The sequence below is a fragment of the Flavobacterium petrolei genome (assembly GCF_003314435.2).
GTDB classification, from domain to species: domain Bacteria; phylum Bacteroidota; class Bacteroidia; order Flavobacteriales; family Flavobacteriaceae; genus Flavobacterium; species Flavobacterium petrolei.
In genome coordinates this window covers 575,426-594,217 of the sequence record NZ_QNVY02000002.1, presented here as the reverse complement: position 1 = coordinate 594,217, position 18,792 = coordinate 575,426, and the positions used below count along the sequence as shown (strand labels likewise).

The 18,792-nt window shown below is 34.3% G+C and carries 11 protein-coding genes; 8 read left to right on the top strand and 3 right to left on the bottom strand.

The window, feature by feature from the left end:
* Positions 1 to 51 precede the first annotated feature (51 nt).
* The 8 genes from DR871_RS09080 (at position 52) to DR871_RS09045 (ending at position 15,724) form a co-directional block, all read left to right on the top strand.
* Positions 52 to 2,796, top strand: a complete 2,745-nt coding sequence (locus DR871_RS09080; protein ID WP_242497091.1) for a helix-turn-helix and ligand-binding sensor domain-containing protein — start codon at positions 52 to 54, stop codon at positions 2,794 to 2,796.
* A gap of 242 nt (positions 2,797 to 3,038) precedes the next feature.
* The gene (locus tag DR871_RS09075) at positions 3,039 to 6,035 is read left to right on the top strand and encodes a SusC/RagA family TonB-linked outer membrane protein (protein WP_113665578.1); all 2,997 of its coding nucleotides are present in this window, start codon (positions 3,039 to 3,041) and stop codon (positions 6,033 to 6,035) included.
* A gap of 4 nt (positions 6,036 to 6,039) precedes the next feature.
* Positions 6,040 to 7,497, top strand: a complete 1,458-nt coding sequence (locus DR871_RS09070) for a RagB/SusD family nutrient uptake outer membrane protein (protein ID WP_113665579.1) — start codon at positions 6,040 to 6,042, stop codon at positions 7,495 to 7,497.
* Between the two features lie 82 nt (positions 7,498 to 7,579).
* A complete protein-coding gene (locus tag DR871_RS09065; RefSeq protein ID WP_113665580.1) occupies positions 7,580 to 8,953 on the top strand; it encodes a glucoamylase family protein in 1,374 nt (457 codons plus the stop codon).
* 6 nt (positions 8,954 to 8,959) lie between these two features.
* Positions 8,960 to 9,673, top strand: coding sequence for a carboxylesterase family protein (locus DR871_RS09060; RefSeq protein WP_113665581.1), 714 nt, complete (start codon positions 8,960 to 8,962; stop codon positions 9,671 to 9,673).
* Positions 9,663 to 11,963, top strand: a complete 2,301-nt coding sequence (gene bglX, locus DR871_RS09055; RefSeq protein ID WP_113665582.1) for a beta-glucosidase BglX — start codon at positions 9,663 to 9,665, stop codon at positions 11,961 to 11,963. Before DR871_RS09060 ends, bglX begins: the two co-directional genes overlap by 11 nt.
* A 143-nt stretch (positions 11,964 to 12,106) precedes the next feature.
* Positions 12,107 to 14,206, top strand: a complete 2,100-nt coding sequence (locus tag DR871_RS09050; protein ID WP_113665583.1) for a glycoside hydrolase family 97 protein — start codon at positions 12,107 to 12,109, stop codon at positions 14,204 to 14,206.
* A gap of 138 nt (positions 14,207 to 14,344) precedes the next feature.
* Positions 14,345 to 15,724, top strand: a complete 1,380-nt coding sequence (locus tag DR871_RS09045) for a M28 family peptidase (protein WP_113665584.1) — start codon at positions 14,345 to 14,347, stop codon at positions 15,722 to 15,724.
* A gap of 31 nt (positions 15,725 to 15,755) precedes the next feature.
* Here DR871_RS09045 and DR871_RS09040 read toward each other — a convergent pair whose 3' ends face one another.
* The 3 genes from DR871_RS09040 to kdsA all read right to left on the bottom strand — a co-directional run bounded on the left by DR871_RS09040 (position 15,756) and on the right by kdsA (position 18,744).
* On the bottom strand, positions 15,756 to 16,850 hold the full coding sequence (locus tag DR871_RS09040) for a PAS domain-containing sensor histidine kinase (RefSeq protein ID WP_113665585.1): 1,095 nt from the start codon (positions 16,848 to 16,850) through the stop codon (positions 15,756 to 15,758).
* Positions 16,851 to 17,064: 214 nt separating this feature from the next.
* Entirely contained in the window at positions 17,065 to 17,907 is an 843-nt protein-coding gene (locus DR871_RS09035; RefSeq protein ID WP_113665587.1) for a hypothetical protein, read from the bottom strand.
* 18 nt (positions 17,908 to 17,925) lie between these two features.
* Positions 17,926 to 18,744, bottom strand: coding sequence for a 3-deoxy-8-phosphooctulonate synthase (kdsA, locus tag DR871_RS09030; protein WP_113665588.1), 819 nt, complete (start codon positions 18,742 to 18,744; stop codon positions 17,926 to 17,928).
* Positions 18,745 to 18,792: the final 48 nt, after the last annotated feature.

Genomic DNA, 18,792 nt, shown 5'->3' with positions numbered 1-18,792 from the left:
ATAGATTTTATTTAATAAATCTAATTATATTTGGATACTAAACACCACATTTTGAAAGCAAGAATTACAGCCATATTCCTACTCTATCTTATCTCATTTCAATTGTATTCGCAGGAGTTACTTCCTTTTGTGGAAAATTACAATAAATCTGATTATCAAGGAGATAATCAAATATGGAATGTAGCGCAGGGCAATGATAATGCGATGTATTTTGCCAATAATTATTATTTATTGCGGTACGATGGTGTAAAATGGGAAAAATATTCGCTGCCTAACAAAACCATAATTCGTTCTATAATGGTGGATGGCGACAGGATTTATTCCGGTTCCTATAAGGAATTTGGCTACTGGTATCGAAAAAATGGGAAGATGATTTATGTTTCTATTTCTGATACCACTAAGGTTTTTGATGAAAGTGATAATGAGGAGGTTTGGAAGATATTTAAATTTAAAGGTAAAATTTATTTCCAGTCTTTTAACGGTCTTTTTCAGTATGATGGAAAGATAATTAAGAAAAGTAAATTTGATTTTTTGGTTTCCTATTGTTTTCCCGTTGGCAATGATTTATTAGTGGCTTCGGTAGAAAAAGGAATTTATAAAATGAATAATTCCAAATTTGAAAAGATAGAGGGATGGTCTATTTTAGAGAATAACGTCATCCACGCTATTCAAAAACACCAAAATAAAACGTATTTTTTCACTAAAAAAAATGGAGTTTATGTGGAAGAAAACGGAGTATTAAGTGCTTGGAAAAGTTCATTAAATGATATTTTGAAAGCGGCTAATATCAATGTTGCTAAATTCATTAAAAGCAATAAATTAATAATAGGAACTGCAAATAAAGGAGTTTATATTTTTGATTTGAATTCTGGTGCTTACAAAAACATCAATCGCAATAATGTTTTAATGAATAATTCAATTTTGAGTATTGAATTGGACAAAGAAAATGATTTGTGGTTGGGTTTAGATAACGGAATTGCTCATATCGAAGTAAATTCTCCAATTTCTATTTTTTATGATAATTCAGGTATTTTAGGTTCCGTTTATTCTATTGCGAGTACTTCAAAAGGTTATTTAATGGCTTCGAATCATGGTGTTTTTAAATACGAAGACAAGGAACTTTCGTTGATTCCTAATACGCAAGGACAAGCCTGGGATATCAGTAAAGTAAATAACAAATACCTAATAGGCCATAACGAAGGTACTTTTGTTTACGAAAACGGATTATTCTCTAAATTAAGTACTATAAACGGAGGTTGGAATTTAGCCAAAAGCAATATTAATAATTCGTATTTGCAAGCAACATATAGCGGCGTAATTATTTACAATGATGCTAATGATTTGAATCAAAAGATAGTTATAAAAGGAATATTGAAACCGATTAAATACGTTGCGCAAAACAGAAAAAATGAAATATGGGCTGCTGATAATAATAGAGGCTTGTATCGAATTCTGTATAATGATGCATACGAAACAACCGATATCAAAAATGTTACCCAACACAGTAAAATAAGTAATGATTTTGGAGTCAAAATATTTGAGTTCAGAAATGAAATCCTTTTTTTAATTAATAAATCCTGGTACACTTATAATTCAATTACTAATCAATTGGAAGCAAATGAATTGTTCAATACTAATTTTAAAAACGTATCAAACATAGTTTCCATTGATGAAAACCATTTTCTGATACTTCAAGAAGGACTTTTATACAATATTTATGCACATGATAATAAATTTATTCGCAATATTATTCAAGAGAAATATTACAAAGGGAAAATCATTAACGACAATGTAAAAGTTTTCAAAAACAAAGATAATTATCTGTTAAACCTAGATGATGGCTTTATTTCGTTACAATTAAAATATACGAACAAGAAAGCATCAAACATAAGTATAGAAGCTTTTGTTAATAATAATTTGGTTCAAAAGAACTCAAAGATTCCGTACAATTCTGAGCTTCGCATACATGTAATATCAGGTGTTTTTGGCGCAACAAGACCTAATTTGTTTTATAAATTAAATGGGACCAAAGAATTTATTCCTGTAAATGAAGGTTTGATTGTTTTGAACAATTTAAATAGTGGTTCCAATGAGATTACCGTTTACCTTCATGACGGCCTTACGTATGATAAAATTTCCAACTTCCAATTTATTGTGGCTAAACCATGGTATTTATCTTTTTGGATGATTTTATTTTATCTAGTTGTGATTGGAGGAATACTCTATTTGTATTACAAATGGAATAAAATGCGATACATTCAGAAACTGGAATTGCGTGATGAAGAATTAAAACATCAAAAGAAGATTCTCGAGATGGAATTGAAAGCCGAAAATGAATTGAATATTCAGGAGTATGAAAAACACATTTTAGAACTGGAACTGCAAACCAAATCTTCTGAGGTTGCAGGCAAATCACTTTCGATTGCGAAACAAAGTGAAATGATTGAAAACATACAAAGTATTCTGGATTCCGATATGGATTTTAATAAATTGAAAAGTGAAATTAAAAAAGCTATAAAAATCAATGCCGTTAACAAACATGAATGGGAAACGTTTGAAACAAATTTGAATCAAATTCATAATGAATTTATAATTACCTTATTCAAAAAATTTCCCAATCTTACTTCGAAAGATATTAAACTTTGCATTTACTTAAAAATGAATCTTTCCTCCAAAGAAATTGCTCCCATGATGAATATATCATTTAGAGGGGTAGAACTACATCGTTATCGATTAAGAAAGAAACTAAACCTTGTTCAAGATGAGAATTTATCTAAATTTTTATTATCAATATAAATAGCTTTATTTTTTTATAGATAATTTATAATTTAAGCATATTTATTATGAAATAACACTACATCATTACTACATCATATAGATGTAGTGCGGTATCTCGTAACCGTTATTTTTAGCAGTTATACCGAGATTTAGAATCTTATTTTATTGTTTTGATGTATTCATGTAGTATTTCTGTTTTAGTAACTATAACGTTGTAATTATTTACTTTGGCTCCACTAACTTTAACAAATCATTAATATATGAGAAATATTATTTTTAGCTTTTTAGCACTCATTTTACTTCCGGCATATATGTCTGGACAAGTAATTAAGGGAAAAGTACTGGATAAAAGTGGAATTGGTATTCCAGGAGCCATGATAGTCGCGGCTGATTCTAAAACTTCAACTGATACCGATTTTGAAGGTAATTTTAGTATCAATGCTAAAGTTGGCGAAGTATTAAAAATTAGCATGGTAGGTTTTGATGCTTTATCAGTACCTGCAACTGCAGCACCGATGAACATAAATTTACAAGAATCCAAAGACACTGAATTAAAAGAAGTGGTTGTTATTGGTTATGGAACCAGAAAAAAGATTGATAACACTACCGCAATTACTTCATTAAAAGCGGAAGAAATATCCAAAACCAAGGTTTTGAATGCTTCGCAAGCCATACAAGGTAAAGCAGCAGGAGTTCAGGTAGTTTCTTCAGACTTACCAGGAAGCACTCCTTCGGTAATTATTAGAGGTTTAGGTACTGCTTTAGGCGGAAGAACTCCTTTGTATGTTGTAGATGGAATGCCTACTGATAATATCAATAATATAAATACAAATGATATTACCTCTTATGAGATTTTGAAAGATGCATCATCTTTAGCTATTTATGGTACAAGAGCAGCAAACGGTGTTATCATTATTACCACTAAAAAGGGTAAAGGCGACAAGGTTTTAGTTGAATTTGAAAGTTTTGCCGGTTTTAGAAAACCATTAAGAACGGTAAAAATGGCTGGAAGCGAAGCTTATGCACGATATTCAAATGCTGCTTTGAACAATACAACATTTTCTGAAAATCAGCCTGTAAATACAAATTGGTTAGATGCTATTACTAGAACGGGATCATACACTCAAAATAATGCATCTATTTCTGGGGCAACTGAGAGTGTAAAATACTTTTTCAGTATTGGGAATTATGAAGAAAAAGCAATTTTAAACGGTCTTGATTACAGTCGTTTTACTTTTAGAAATAACAACGAATATAAAATTTCTAAAAAATTGACTATAAATCAAAACTTTAGTTTTACATCAGCTAATTCAAGCCCAAAACCATTAGGTGCTTTTACTAATGCTTACAAACAATCTCCTATCGTTCCGGTACGTTTTGCATCAGGTCAATACGGGGTTTCCTTTGTAGATACAAATGGTGTTGCAAGTACGAGTGGCTCTTCCTTTAATAATGTTGGAAATCCAGTTGCTCAATTAGACTTTTATGATGAAGAACAACGTAGCATAAGCTTACAAGGAGGTTTAAAATTAGATTACGATATTGTAAAATCATTAAAATTCACTTCACAGTTTAACGGTGAATATTATTCTTGGAAGCAATATAATTTTGAAGATACAAGAGCTATTGATATTGCTGGAGATCCAAGTCCAGGAAATTCTCTACCAACGAATATTAATGAGTTGACTAAAGGAAGAGAGCAATATTTTAATTGGAACTTATCAAATTATTTAACCTACAATAAGGTATTTAATGATATTCATGATGTTGAGCTAACTGCAGGTATCGAAACATCAGTTAAAGGAGCAAGAGAAAAATTGACGATAAGAAGAAAGAATGTCAATGCAAATTCTAATTATTGGTCATTAGCAGGTGTTGATAATGTAGCTAACGTAATCAGTTATAGAGATGAAGTGTTTAATGAAACTAGATTGGCTTCATACTTTGGTCGTTTTCAATATAAGTTAATGGATAGATACTTAATTACAGGAACAATCAGACGTGATGGCTCATCTAATTTTGCTAAAGATTATCGTTGGGGAACTTTTCCTGCCTTTGGTTTAGGATGGATTGTTACCAAAGAAGAATTTATGGCTAATGTAAAAGGAATAGATTTATTGAAACTAAGAGGAGGTTGGGGTAGATTAGGAAATCAAACGGTACCGCTTAACAATCAAGCTTATGCATCAGGACTTTCAAGTTATTTAGGAGGTTCAATACTAAATGAAGGAACTACAATCAATTCTCAAGTAGACCCAAGTCTTTCTTGGGAAATTACTGAAGAAACTTCAGTAGGTTTAGATTTTGAATTATTGAATAGGAGGTTAAAAGGATCTTTTGATGTTTATGAAAAGAATACAACAAATGTAATTTTGAATGTGCGACCTTATCCAACTTCAGGAATTGTTGTAGCTACACCAGGACATGTAGGGGAAGTATCCAATAAAGGGTATGAAATTGCATTGCGTTGGGATGATAAGTTAACAGACAATTTGAGTTACTGGGTTGGAGGGAATTATTCGAAAAATATAAATAAGCTTTCAGGTTTAAAGGATTTTGAAATTTCTCCGATTATTGGAGGTAATTTAGGTAACGGTCAGGATACTAAATTACTTAATAGCACCTCTGTAGGTCAGCCACTAGGAAGTTTTTATATCTATGAATTTGCTGGTGTAGATCCGGCAAATGGTAAAATGTTATATTATACTGCCAGCGGTGCAAAAGTGACGCAAGATGCCTTATCTGCAACTAATGATAAAAAATATGGAGGCTCAATATTGCCAAAATCTAATTATGGAGTATCAGTGGGTTTAAACTATAAAAACATCGATTTTTCTGTTGACGGATATGGTACAGGTGGAGCAAAAGTTTACAATGGTAAAAAAGCACAACGCTTTACAGGTGAAAATATAGAGCAATCATTAGCTATCGACTTCTGGAGTACCAGCAATACAAATGCTTCAAATCCAGCTCCATTCAATCAAGTGCCAGTTGCTTCTACATACTATTTAGAATCAGGTGATTTCTTCAGAGTCAATAACATTACTTTAGGTTATAAAGTTCCAATGAAGGAAAATCAATTTTTAAGCTATTGCAGAATATATATGAATGCAATAAACCCATTTATCACCCAAAAATTCTCAGGTTTCTCTCCAGAACTAAATGGAGATGGTAATCCTTACGGAAATCAAGGAATTGAGTTGGATGCTTATCCTACGTTAAAATCTTTCGTTATTGGTGCTAATTTAAAATTTTAATATTATGAAAAAGATATATATAACAATGTTCGCGTTATCCGCTTGCTTTTTTTCGGGATGTGCTGATGATTATTTGGATGTAAACCAAACAGAATCTATTTCTACAGCAGATATTGAATTGTTCAATAATGACGCTGGTGCAACCACTTTTGTAACTGCAATTTACAGTAAATTTTTAGATTGGGATATGACCTCTTTTGGTTGGATTGGACTCTCGAGCATTACTTCTGACGATGCCGATAAAGGTTCATCTCCTGGAGACACTGGAAGTGATAAAGATGTGTTAGATGCATTAACATACAACGCATCAAATCCTTCAGTAGAAAGTACTTTTAATGCCAATTATGATGGAATTAACAGATGCAATCAAGCTTTAAATATTATTCCTAAATTAGATAAAGCAGATGCAGGTTTGCGAGCGAGGCTAATTGGGGAAGCTAAATTTTTAAGAGCATTTATGTATTTTACATTGGTAAAAGCGTATGGCGGTGTACCTATTGTAGATCATTTACCAAATCCGACATCTGAACAGGATAAAATAATGTTGTTGACTCGTAAGACTGCTGCTGAGGTGTATGCTTTTATAGAAAGCGATTTGAATGATGCGATTGCAGTATTGCCCATTAAATCAGTTTATTCAGCTAATGAAAAAGCAAGAGCTTCAAAAGGTTCAGCTCATGCGTTATTAGCTAAAGTAAATTTATATCAAAAAAACTGGCAAAAAGTGGTAGACAATTGCAATTTGGTTACAGGTTATTCCATTGTTCCAGATTATGCCGCTATGTTTAGAGTAGGGGGAGAAAACGGTGATGAATCTATTTTTGAAATTAATGGTGTAGGTTCAGTTCCTGCAAAAGGGATTCAAGGGTATTCAGCCACTCAAGGTGCTCGTGGTGCTGGTGGATGGGGTTGGGGATTCAATACTCCATCTCAAAGTTTAGTAAACGCTTATGAAGTAGGGGATGTGAGAAAAAATGCAACAATCATTTTTAGAGGAACGACCTTATACGATGGTAGAGTAGTACCAGTTACTGTTGAAAATGAAAGATACAACTTCAAAGCATATTCTTCTGCATTTACAGATGGATGGGAAACAGATGTAAATATTAAATATTTAAGATATGCCGAAGTCCTTTTAATGAAAGCTGAAGCGTTGAATGAATTAAACCAAACTCCCGCGGCTATTGTTTTGTTGAACCAAATCAGAAACAGAGCTGGATTAGCAAATACAACTGCTGTTTCTCAAGGCGATGTGAAAACTGCAATCTGGAAAGAAAGAAGAGTAGAAATGGCTTTTGAGCACGACCGGTTCTTTGATTTAGTTAGAACAGGACAAGCGGCCGCTGCATTTGCTGTTGATGGTAAAACATTTACTGTAGGTAAAAACGAGCTATTTCCTATACCGGATTCTTTTATTAGACAAGCTGCTGGTTTATCAAGTCAAAACCCGGGATATAATTAAATGATAATAATCTCCCTTCTGCAAAAAAAAGAGTAGAAGGGAGATTTATTTCTAATAACTTAAATTGTTTAAAAATCAAAAGATGATTAAAATTTCAGTTTTATTTATAGCTTTTACTTTTCTCGGTTGCAGTTCCTATAATGATAAATCAAATGAAAGTGATAAAGCAAAAACTCCTATTACACAAGTATCAGATGAGGAACTTATAGATCTCGTTCAGAAGCAGACTTTCGCTTATTTTTGGGAATATGCAGAGCCAAATTCTGGTTTGGCTAGAGAGCGCTTCCATCCTGACGGTTTTTATCCTGAAAATGATGCTCATGTGGTTACAACCGGAGGCTCCGGTTTTGGATTGATGGCAATAGTCTCAGGTATGTCTAGAGGCTATGTGACGAAGGATGAAGGTACCAAAAGATTGAATAAAATCGCCAATTTCCTTGCTAACGCAGATCGTTTTCATGGAGCTTGGTCACATTGGATTGATGGGAATACTGGTAAAGTAAAACCTTTTGGCATAAAAGATAATGGAGGAGATTTAGTAGAAACTTCTTTTTTGGCAGCCGGTTTTATAGTAGTCAGGGAATACCTCAAAAACGGAACAGCTGATGAAAAGGCTGTCAGCCTAAAATTTGATGAACTCTGGAAAGGGATTGACTGGCAATGGTACACAAACAATCAGAATAAATTATATTGGCATTGGTCTCCTAATTACAACTGGGATATGAATTTTGCCTTAGAAGGGTATAATGAATGTTTGATTACGTATGTCATGGCAGCATCTTCGCCATCACACCCAATAACTCCTGCAGCTTATCATGAAGGATGGGCAAGAAATGGAGGCATAGTTTCAACCAAAACCAAATACAATTTGCCATTGATTTTAAAACACAATGGTGCTGAAGAATTCGGAGGTCCATTATTTTGGGCTCATTATTCTTATTTAGGATTAGACCCAAATCAGTTAACGGATAAATATGCCAATTATTGGGATTTGAATTCCAATCATACTAAAATTAACTATTTATATGCAATTGCTAATCCTAAAAGTTATAAAGGATATGGAGCTTATTATTGGGGTTTGACAGCTTCGTATTCAAGAAATGAAGATGGATCTGTTGGGTATGATGCGCACATGCCAAGTAACGATAAAGGTGTCATTTCGCCTACAGCTGCCATCAGTTCAATTGTGTACACACCAAATGAATCTAAAGCATTTATTCGAAATTTATACGAGAATTATAAAAATGATACTTGGGGAGTTGCGGGCTTTTATGATGCACACAGTCAGCACTATCAATGGACAACTAAACGATATTTAGCTATTGACCAAGGACCGGAAATGGTGATGTTAGAAAACTATCGTACAGGTTTAATATGGAATTTATTCATGAATGCACCAGAGGTAAAAAAAGGTTTAATTAACCTGGGCTTTCATTCGGGTAAGTATAAGTTCTAAATGTGTATGAAATATCTATTTATTGCAACGGCCTTTTTACTATCGTTGAATTCGTTTTCACAAAATGATGTTATTGGTACCCTAAAAACCGAAATCGTTCAAAAACGCGAATTAACTTTTGCTTTACATATTCCGAAGCATACAAAAGATAAAAAGCCGCTGATTGTTTTTCTTCATGGTTCTGGTGAAAAAGGAACCGATATCGAAAAAGTAAAAGAGCATGGACCATTCAAGTATTTGAAAAGTCACGAATTAGATGCTTATGTTTTGGCACCGCAATGTCCGGAAAATGAATATTGGAATGAAGAAGTGCTCTACCGATTGATTCTTAAAATCCAGAAAGAGAATAATATTGATAGTAGCAGAATTTATCTCACAGGTCTTAGTATGGGAGCTTGGGGCGCTTGGAATTTAGTCGTTGCACATCCTGAAACTTTTGCCGCTTTGGTTCTTATTGCAGGATATGTAGATCGAATTCCTATGATTGAAAATTGTAAAATCGCAACCATTCCAACTCGGATTTTTCATGGTTTGCTGGATGATGTCGTGAATGTAGAGTATTCGATTGCGATGTATAAAAAATTAAAAACCTGTAATACTAATGTGACGCTGACGATTTTTGATGATGCCAATCACGACAGTTGGTCACGAGTATATGACAACCAAGAAATTTATGATTGGATGTTCAAACAAATAAAAAACAGACAAAATGAAAATTAAATTGATCATACTACTTTTTGGAATTTCTCTTTTTGGCTACAGCCAAAAAAAGACATCTAAAAAGGAGGTTAAAATTAAACCGAAAACAGAATTCGTTACAGAGTTACTTTCGAAAATGACTTTGGAAGAGAAAATTGGACAATTGAATTTACCAACTTCAGGTGATATTACTACCGGTGCAGCCAGTAGTTCTAATGTGGCTAAGAATATCGAAGATGGAAAAGTGGGTGGTTTATTCAACATCAAATCAGTTCAGAAAATAAAAGAAGTACAGAAAATTGCTGTCGAAAAAAGCCGCTTGAAAATTCCGTTACTTTTTGGGATGGATGTCATTCACGGTTACGAAACGACTTTTCCTATTCCGCTAGGATTGTCCGCTACTTGGGACATGAAACTAATTGAACGCTCTGCCCAAATCGCCGCCAAAGAAGCAAGTGCCGATGGAATCAACTGGACATTCTCGCCTATGGTAGATATTTCCCGCGATCCACGTTGGGGAAGAGTTTCTGAAGGCTCGGGTGAAGATCCGTTTTTGGGAAGCGAAATTGCAAAAGCAATGGTGAATGGGTATCAACAAAATGATTTGTCAAAGAACAACACCATCTTATCGTGTGTGAAACATTTTGCTTTGTACGGCGCACCAGAAGCTGGACGTGATTACAATACGGTTGATATGAGCCGAATTAAAATGTACAACGATTATTTTCCGCCATACAAAGCTGCTATTGATGCAGGTGTGGGTTCAGTAATGGCATCTTTCAATGAAATTGATGGAGTTCCCGCTACTGGAAATAAGTGGTTAATGACGGATGTGTTGCGCAAGCAGTGGGGATTTAAAGGTTTTGTCGTGACTGATTTCACCGGAATTCCGGAAATGATTGAGCACGGAATGGGAGATTTGCAAACAGTTTCTGCTTTGGCTTTGAATGCCGGAATTGAAATGGATATGGTGGGCGAGGGTTTCTTAACAACGTTAAAAAAATCAGTAGAAGAAGGTAAAGTAACTATTGAACAAATCGATAATGCAACGCGTCTTATTTTGAATGCGAAATATGATTTGGGATTGTTCCATGATCCGTACAAATATTGTGATGAAAATAGAGCGAAAACAGAAATTTTTACAAAAAACCACAGAGCCGAAGCACGAGCAATTTCAGCACAGTCTTTGGTTTTATTGAAAAATAACAATCACTTGCTTCCTTTGAAAAAATCAGGAACGATTGCTTTAATCGGACCATTGGCTGATGCCAAAGAAAATATGGCAGGAACTTGGAGTGTGGCTACTAATATGGATAAATCGATTTCATTAGTTGCAGGGATCAAAGAAGTGGCAGGGAAGGATACTAAAGTGCTTTACGCCAAAGGGAGCAATTTGGATTATGATGCTGCTTTCGAAGAAAAAGCAACTATGTTTGGGAAAACCTTACACCGTGATAACAGAACTTCCGAAGAATTATTGGCGGAAGCCTTAAAAATTGCCAATCAATCCGATGTGATTGTAGCAGCTTTAGGAGAATCAGCAGAAATGTCCGGAGAAAGCAGTAGCAGAACGAACTTAGAGATTCCACAAGCGCAAAAAGACTTATTGCAAGCCTTATTGAAAACAGGAAAACCAGTAGTTTTGGTTTTATTTACAGGCCGTCCATTGGTTTTGGTACAAGAAAACGAAACAGTTCCAGCTATTTTGAATACTTGGTTTGCAGGAAGTGAAGCGGGAAGCGCTATTGCTGACGTTTTGTTTGGAAATGAAAACCCTTCCGGAAAATTAACCGCTACTTTTCCAAGAAGCGCTGGTCAAGTACCTATTTATTACAATCAAAAAAATACGGGAAGACCGTTAGGGAATAAAGAAGGAAAGTTCGAAAAATTCAGATCGAACTATATCGACGAAAGAAATGAACCTTTATATCCGTTTGGTTTTGGATTGAGTTATACCACATTCGATTACTCAAATTTGAAAATTTCATCTGATAAAATGAATTTCAATGAAAAAGTAAAAGTGACTGTTGATGTTATCAATACAGGAAATTATGATGGTAAAGAAGTGGTTCAGTTGTACATAAGAGATTTAGTGGGTTCCGTTACAAGACCGCTAAAAGAGTTGAAAGGATTTCAAAAAGTAGCCCTTAAAAATGGAGAAAAACAGACAGTTACTTTTGAAATTTCTGTTGAAGAATTAAAATTTTATAATTCGGATTTAGAGTTTTTGGCGGAATCTGGTACTTTCCAGGTTTTTGTAGGTACAGATTCGAATACGGATATGAAAGTTAGTTTTGAGTTGATTAAATAGATTTGGTTTGTTTATTTATGATCGGCCCTTCAGTATTTATACTGAAGGGTTTTTTTTAACAAAAAAATGGTATTTATTAAAAGTCATACTGTGAAAAACAGCTATTTTCTTTACTTTTATCAATTCAAAAAAATCATCCAAAAATGAAATATTTATTTTCTCTTTTTCTACTCTTTCTTTTCAATTTTGGCAATGCCCAAAGCGTTCAATCGCCATCGGGTAAAATTGCCTTAAATTTCAAATTAGGGACAAATGGTCAACCTTTTTATTCTGTAAATTACAAAAACAAAGCGGTCGTTTTGGAAAGTGCTTTGGGTATAAAATTAAAGGAAAAACCAGCTTTAGACGCAAATTTTGAAATACTGACTTCAAAAACTTCCAACTTCAACGAATCTTGGAAACCAGTTTTAGGGGAGCAATCCAGTATTAAAAATCAATATAGTGAACTTAATGTTTCGCTTATCAACATGGAAACTAAGGTGAAAATGAATATCATCTTTAGAGTTTTTGATGAAGGAGTTGCTTTCAGATATGATTTTCCAAAACAAGCGGAATTGAATTATTTTATCATTTCTGATGAGGTTACCCAATTCAATTTAATCGAAAATAATAAGGTATTTTGGCTTCCAGGCGATTTCGACAGCAATGAATACGAATACAACGAAACTAAGTTTTCTGAAATTGATAATAGCAAAATTAATATGAACAACGGAATTGGAGTAAAATCGATTCCAGGGAAATACATGGTTCAAACACCGTTGATGATGAAAGCGCCATCAGGTTTGTATCTCAATATTTTTGAAGCGGCGGTTGTCAATTATCCAGTGATGCACCTAAATGCAGATGTGACAAATTATAAATTAAAAGCCGAATTAGTTCCGAATGCCATTGGTGACAAAGCCTATTTGCAAACGCCTTGTGTGTCGCCTTGGAGAACCATAATGATTAGCGATGATGCCAGAGATATTGTGGCTTCTAAAATGATTCTGAACCTAAACGAACCGTCAAAATTAGAAGATACTTCTTGGATTAAACCCATGAAATATGTTGGAATTTGGTGGGAAATGCACGTAGGGAAATCTACTTGGGATTATGCCGGTTCTCAAAACGCCACTAATTTTGCAGATGCCCCAAAAGCGTCAGGAAAGCACGGTGCTACTACCGAAAATACGAAACGATATATCGATTTTGCTGCAAAAAACGGTTTTGATGGCGTATTGGTAGAAGGCTGGAATGTAGGTTGGGAGGATTGGAACGGAAACTGGAAAGAGGAAGTTTTTGACTTTACAACGCCGTATCCGGATTTTGATATTGCAGCTCTTTCGGCTTACGCCAAAGAAAAAAATGTCAAAATGATTATGCATCATGAAACATCGGGATCTGTCAGCAATTACGAAAGACACTTGGATCGAGCTTTTGATTTGATGAAAAAATACGAATATCCAGCAGTAAAATCGGGTTATGTGGGTAAAATTATTCCACGTGGGGAGTTTCATGACGGGCAATCTATGGTGAATCATTTCAATTTTGTGGTTAAACGCGCTGCTGATTATAAGATTATGATTAACTCTCATGAATCATCAAGACCAACCGGTTTTGGAAGAACATATCCTAATTATATCGCTGCTGAAGCGGCTCGTGGGAATGAATTTAATGCTTGGAGTGTTGGAAACCCGCCAGCGCACGAAACTATTTTACCATTTACCAGACAATTGGGTGGACCTATGGATTATACGCCGGGAATTTTTGAAGTCAAAATGAGTTATTATGATAAAAACAAAACAGAGCAGGTTCATACGACTTTAGCCAAACAACTGGCTTTGTATGTTACGATGTATTCTCCGCTGCAAATGGCGGCTGATTTATTAGAAAATTATGAGAAATATCCAGATGCTTTTCAGTTTATCAAAGATGTTGAAATGGATTGGGATGAAAGTAAATATTTAGAAGCGGAACCAGGTGATTATGTTACAGTTGCCAGAAAAACAAAAGGAAAAGAAACTTGGTTTTTAGGTGCTATTACCGATGAGAATGCCAGATCATCAGAAATAAAGTTAGACTTCTTAACCAAAGGGAAAAAATACAAAGCGATCATTTATGAAGATGCTAAAAATGCCGATTGGAAAAATAATCCAATTGCTTATAAAATTAGCACGATGACAGTTTCCAGCAAATCAAAAATTAAGTTGAATTTAGCTCCAGGAGGAGGAACAGCAATCAGTTTCGAACCGATAAAAGAATAAGGATATCCTGCAAGAGCTTTAAACTTGCAGGATTTTTTTTGAATCTAACATAAATTATTCGTTAGGAATTGCGAAATTGCAACAGCAACCAAAACCAAAATTATAAAGAAAAATACCTTAAAAAGTTCCAAATTTATTATGAAAAAATCAATTGTTTTAGCAGCACTTTTGTTTGGTGGAATCACTTTATTCGCGCAAACTAAAGACGAACAAGCGTTAAAAGATATTTACAAATCATCCCTGACCAATGCCAAATGTTATCCTTGGCTGGACCATTTGTCGAATACAATAGGATCCCGATTATCAGGTTCTACAGGAGCAGAAAAAGCCGTTTTATATGCCAAAGCACAATTAGAAACGCTAGGTTTAGATAAAGTGTACCTTCAAGAAGTAATGGTGCCAAAATGGGTGAGAGGCGAAAAAGAAATCGCTTATTTACAAGTAGGGAAACAAAAAATAACGTTCCCCATTTGTGCTCTGGGGGGTTCCGTTGCCACTCCAAAAAAGGGAATACAAGCGCCAATATTGGAAGTAAAGAGTCTAGAGGAATTAACAGCATTAGGAGAAGCAAAAGTTAAAGGTAAAATCATTTTCTTTAACAGACCCATGAATCCTGAGTTTGTAGAAACATTTAAAGCTTACAGTGGTTGTGTGGACCAGAGATCATCAGGCGCTAGAGAGGCTGGAAAACTGGGTGCTTTGGCAGTGATTGTTCGTTCAATGAACTTAAGATTAGATGATTTTCCGCACACAGGTGCTACCAATTATGGTGATATTACCAAGGAGCAGCGCGTTCCTGCTGCTGCCATTAGTACCAATGGTGCCGAAATTTTGAGTAAAAGTTTGAAAACCAATCCCAATGCAACTTTTTACTTGAAACAATCGTGTCAGACATTTGATGATGTTTTATCCTACAATGTGGTTGGTGAAATGACCGGTTCTGAACATCCTGAGAGAATATTGGTAGTTGGAGGTCACCTTGATTCTTGGGATCTTGGAGATGGTTCTCATGACGATGGCGCAGGATGTGTCCAAAGTATGGAAGTGTTGAATATCTTCAAAAATATAGGGTACAAGCCTAAAAATACGTTGCGTGTGGTTTTGTTTATGAATGAAGAAAACGGCGTTCGAGGCGGAAAAGAATATGAAACACAGTCCAATAAAAACAACGAAAACCATATTTTTGCTTTAGAAAGTGATTCGGGAGGGTTCTCACCAAGAGGTTTTTCAATTGAAGCCGATGAAGCTAACTTCAATAAGATTAGTAGTTGGGCAACGATGTTCGAACCCTATTTAATTCACAAATTTGTAAAAGGACATTCCGGTGTTGATATTGGTCCGTTACAATCCAATCACATCGTAAAAGTAGGATTGCAACCGGATTCTCAGCGTTATTTTGATTATCATCATGCTGCCAATGACACTTTTGATGCTGTCAATAAAAGAGAGTTAGAACTAGGAGCAGCAGCTATGGCTTCTATACTTTATTTGATGGATCAAAACGGTATTGCAAAATAGAAACATACTTATTCTTGAAGGTGCTACATTCTCAATATTTGAAAGAAATAATGAATGTAGCACCTTCATTTATTTTACTCTCCACGGCAATTCTTCCGCCTAAACTGGTGATGTGATTGTAGACCAAATAGAGACCAATGCCATTGCTGTCAATGTTACTGTGGAATTTTTGATACAATCCAAAAATCTTATCTTTTACTTTATCCATATCAAAACCGAGTCCTTCATCCGAGAATACTAATTGGTTGACTCCATTGACATTTCTGGATTCGATGGTAATAAGTGGTACTTGATGTGGTTTCGCATATTTAATTGAATTGGTTAATAAATTCAAAAAAATACTTTTGATGTATGCTTTGTTAAAAGTAATATTCTCAAATGCTGAAAAGTCAATGTTAATAATTGCTTTTGAATCGCGAACTAAAGAATTTATGGAAGTAAGCACTTCACTAAGGGATTCATTTAAATTTATTTCTTCAATTTGAGTATTGATACTCTCGTTTTCTACTAATTGATCAATAGAATCATTTAAAGTTTGTTTTAAATTTTCACTAGTTAATTTAAGAATTTCTACTAACTCTAACGTTTCTGGATCATTGATTTTTGAAACATCAATTAAGTTAAAAACAGAAAGCATGTTATTTATGGGAGACTTTAAATCATGCGAAGTTTTATGAGACAAAACCGTTAGTTCTTTGTTGATTTGTGTCAAATTTGCAATCAGTAAATTGCGCTCCTCTTCCATTTTTTTTTTATGGGTGATGTTTTTGGCAATTGCATAAACTAATTTCTCTGACTCAACAGGCATAGAGGTCCATGATAACCATACAATTTCTCCGCTTTTAGTTAAATAGCGGTTTTCAAAATTCAAAAGAGGCTTGTTTTTATAGACTTGTTCTCTGGTTTCTATCGTAATTTGGAGATCGGCTGTGTATACAAAACTGCTGATTGGTCGAGAATATAATTCCTCTTCCGTAAAGCCTAATAATTTTGAAACAGCCGGATTTATTCTTCTAAAATAGCCATCAAATCCTGCAATACATATGAAATCAGCTGAGATATTAAAAAAATTATCAAAGTGATAGTCTGTTTTTAAAGAAGAAGTGGCGGTGTTATTTTTGGTCATTTATAATTTTAAGGAATTATATTTATTAAAATTACCCAACTTGAAACAAGCAAATCCGATGGCTAAATTTAACTATTTAAAATTTCAAAAAAAAGAAAAAAAATCAAATAATGAAACAGTTGTTAATTTTATATATTTTAGTTTTTTTTTAAATCAAATTCAAAAAAAAAGCCATCAAAAATGACAGCTTATTTAATTTTTAATACAGGATGAATTAAATTCTAAAAATCCCTCCCACGGCAATTATCCTCTGAAAAAAGAAAAAATCTTGTGAGGCACTATCTTCGGTGCTCTGTGTAGTTCGTATATCCTGCATGTTGATGTAACCTCCTTTAAGTTCTCCTTGAATATAAAAGTGTTTGAAAAAAGTAACATTTAGTCCTGCTTTCAAAGAAGTTCCAAAACCTGAAACATGGAAATCATCATGACGTTCTTTTCCCAATAAAGTTGTATTAGTTTTAGGGTATAAGAAACCAAAACCAACTCCCTCAGTTAAATTGACTTGAATTTTATCAATATTTCCAATTTTGAATATTGACGATATGTCATCATGTCTTGAAAACTCAGTATTTATATAATTCAAACCATCGGTATGCTCATATTTCAGAAATTCTTCAGTCAAAAGCACTTGATTATTAGCTAATAGCTCATCATAAGATCCGGGATTTGGATAATACCCATTGATGTCCACAGCCTTATTTTGCGACATCACATATTTCATGTGATCCACACCAATAGCAACACTATAATGATCGCTTACAAAATACCCCATTCTAAAATTAGTCTGTGGTATAGTCATTCTGGATGGATTAATATAATCAACATGCCAACCTTTTGGTTTGTCATGCGCTGGAACATTTTCTAAAGTAAAATTGTAATCTTTACCTCGAAAAGTGATGTCTGATTTGGAGTAACTGTCTCTGTTTCCTCCCCATGAAATAAAAAATTTCCCTTTGTTATGAGTTGTATATTTAGTTTGGATTTCTGTAACTTCCTGTGCAATTGTGTTATTAGTAAATAAAATAATAAAGAATGCGTAATATAATAGATATTTCAATGAATTTGGGGCCTAAATTTAAAATGTATTTATTGTTTTTCTGATATCAACTAACTTGGTCATCAAGGATTCAAAATAATCCAAATGCAACATATTAGCTCCATCGCTTTTTGCATTGGCAGGATCAAAATGGGTTTCAATAAAAATTCCATCTACACCTACAGCAATACCAGCTTTGGCAATGGTTTCAATCATATCTGGTCTTCCTCCAGTTACACCTGCTGTTTGGTTGGGTTGTTGCAGCGAGTGCGTAACATCAAGAACAGTTGTTGCGTATTGTTGCATCGCAGGAATTCCTCTAAAATCAACAATCATATCTTGATAGCCGAACATGGTTCCTCTATCCGTAACCATCACGTTTTCATTGTTACAATCCAATACTTTTTGAACCGCATGCTTCATGCTTTCCGGACTCATGAATTGTCCTTTTTTCAAGTTGACCACTTTCCCAGTATTGGCAGCAGCCACGACTAAATCAGTTTGACGTACTAAAAAAGCGGGAATTTGTAACACATCAACATAATGAGCAGCCATATCAGCATCTTCATTGGTATGAATATCCGTAACAGTTGGAACGTGAAAAGTCTCTGAAACTTTTCTTAAAATTTTCAATGCTTTTTCGTCACCAATTCCTGAAAAACTGTCAATTCTAGAACGGTTTGCTTTCTTGAAAGAACCCTTAAAAACGAAAGGGATTTGTAAATTATCAGTAATACCAACTAGTTTTTCGGCAATTCGCATCGCCATTTCTTCCCCTTCAATGGCACAAGGCCCTGCTAATAGGAAGAAATTGCCGCTGTCAGTATATTTGATTTGTGGAATATGTTGTAGGTTCATAGTATGATTTTTTAAAGGTGCAAAGGTAGTTATGATTTACGATTTACT

What these genes read in the sequence shown, in the direction of transcription:
- DR871_RS09040 (WP_113665585.1), bottom strand. Translation starts at nt 16,850, where the DNA reads ATGACCAAAAATAACACCGCCACTTCTTCTTTAAAAACAGACTATCAC.
- DR871_RS09070 (WP_113665579.1), top strand. Translation starts at nt 6,040, where the DNA reads ATGAAAAAGATATATATAACAATGTTCGCGTTATCCGCTTGCTTTTTT.
- kdsA (WP_113665588.1), bottom strand. Translation starts at nt 18,744, where the DNA reads ATGAACCTACAACATATTCCACAAATCAAATATACTGACAGCGGCAAT.
- DR871_RS09075 (WP_113665578.1), top strand. Translation starts at nt 3,039, where the DNA reads ATGAGAAATATTATTTTTAGCTTTTTAGCACTCATTTTACTTCCGGCA.
- DR871_RS09050 (WP_113665583.1), top strand. Translation starts at nt 12,107, where the DNA reads ATGAAATATTTATTTTCTCTTTTTCTACTCTTTCTTTTCAATTTTGGC.
- DR871_RS09060 (WP_113665581.1), top strand. Translation starts at nt 8,960, where the DNA reads ATGAAATATCTATTTATTGCAACGGCCTTTTTACTATCGTTGAATTCG.
- DR871_RS09045 (WP_113665584.1), top strand. Translation starts at nt 14,345, where the DNA reads ATGAAAAAATCAATTGTTTTAGCAGCACTTTTGTTTGGTGGAATCACT.
- bglX (WP_113665582.1), top strand. Translation starts at nt 9,663, where the DNA reads ATGAAAATTAAATTGATCATACTACTTTTTGGAATTTCTCTTTTTGGC.
- DR871_RS09065 (WP_113665580.1), top strand. Translation starts at nt 7,580, where the DNA reads ATGATTAAAATTTCAGTTTTATTTATAGCTTTTACTTTTCTCGGTTGC.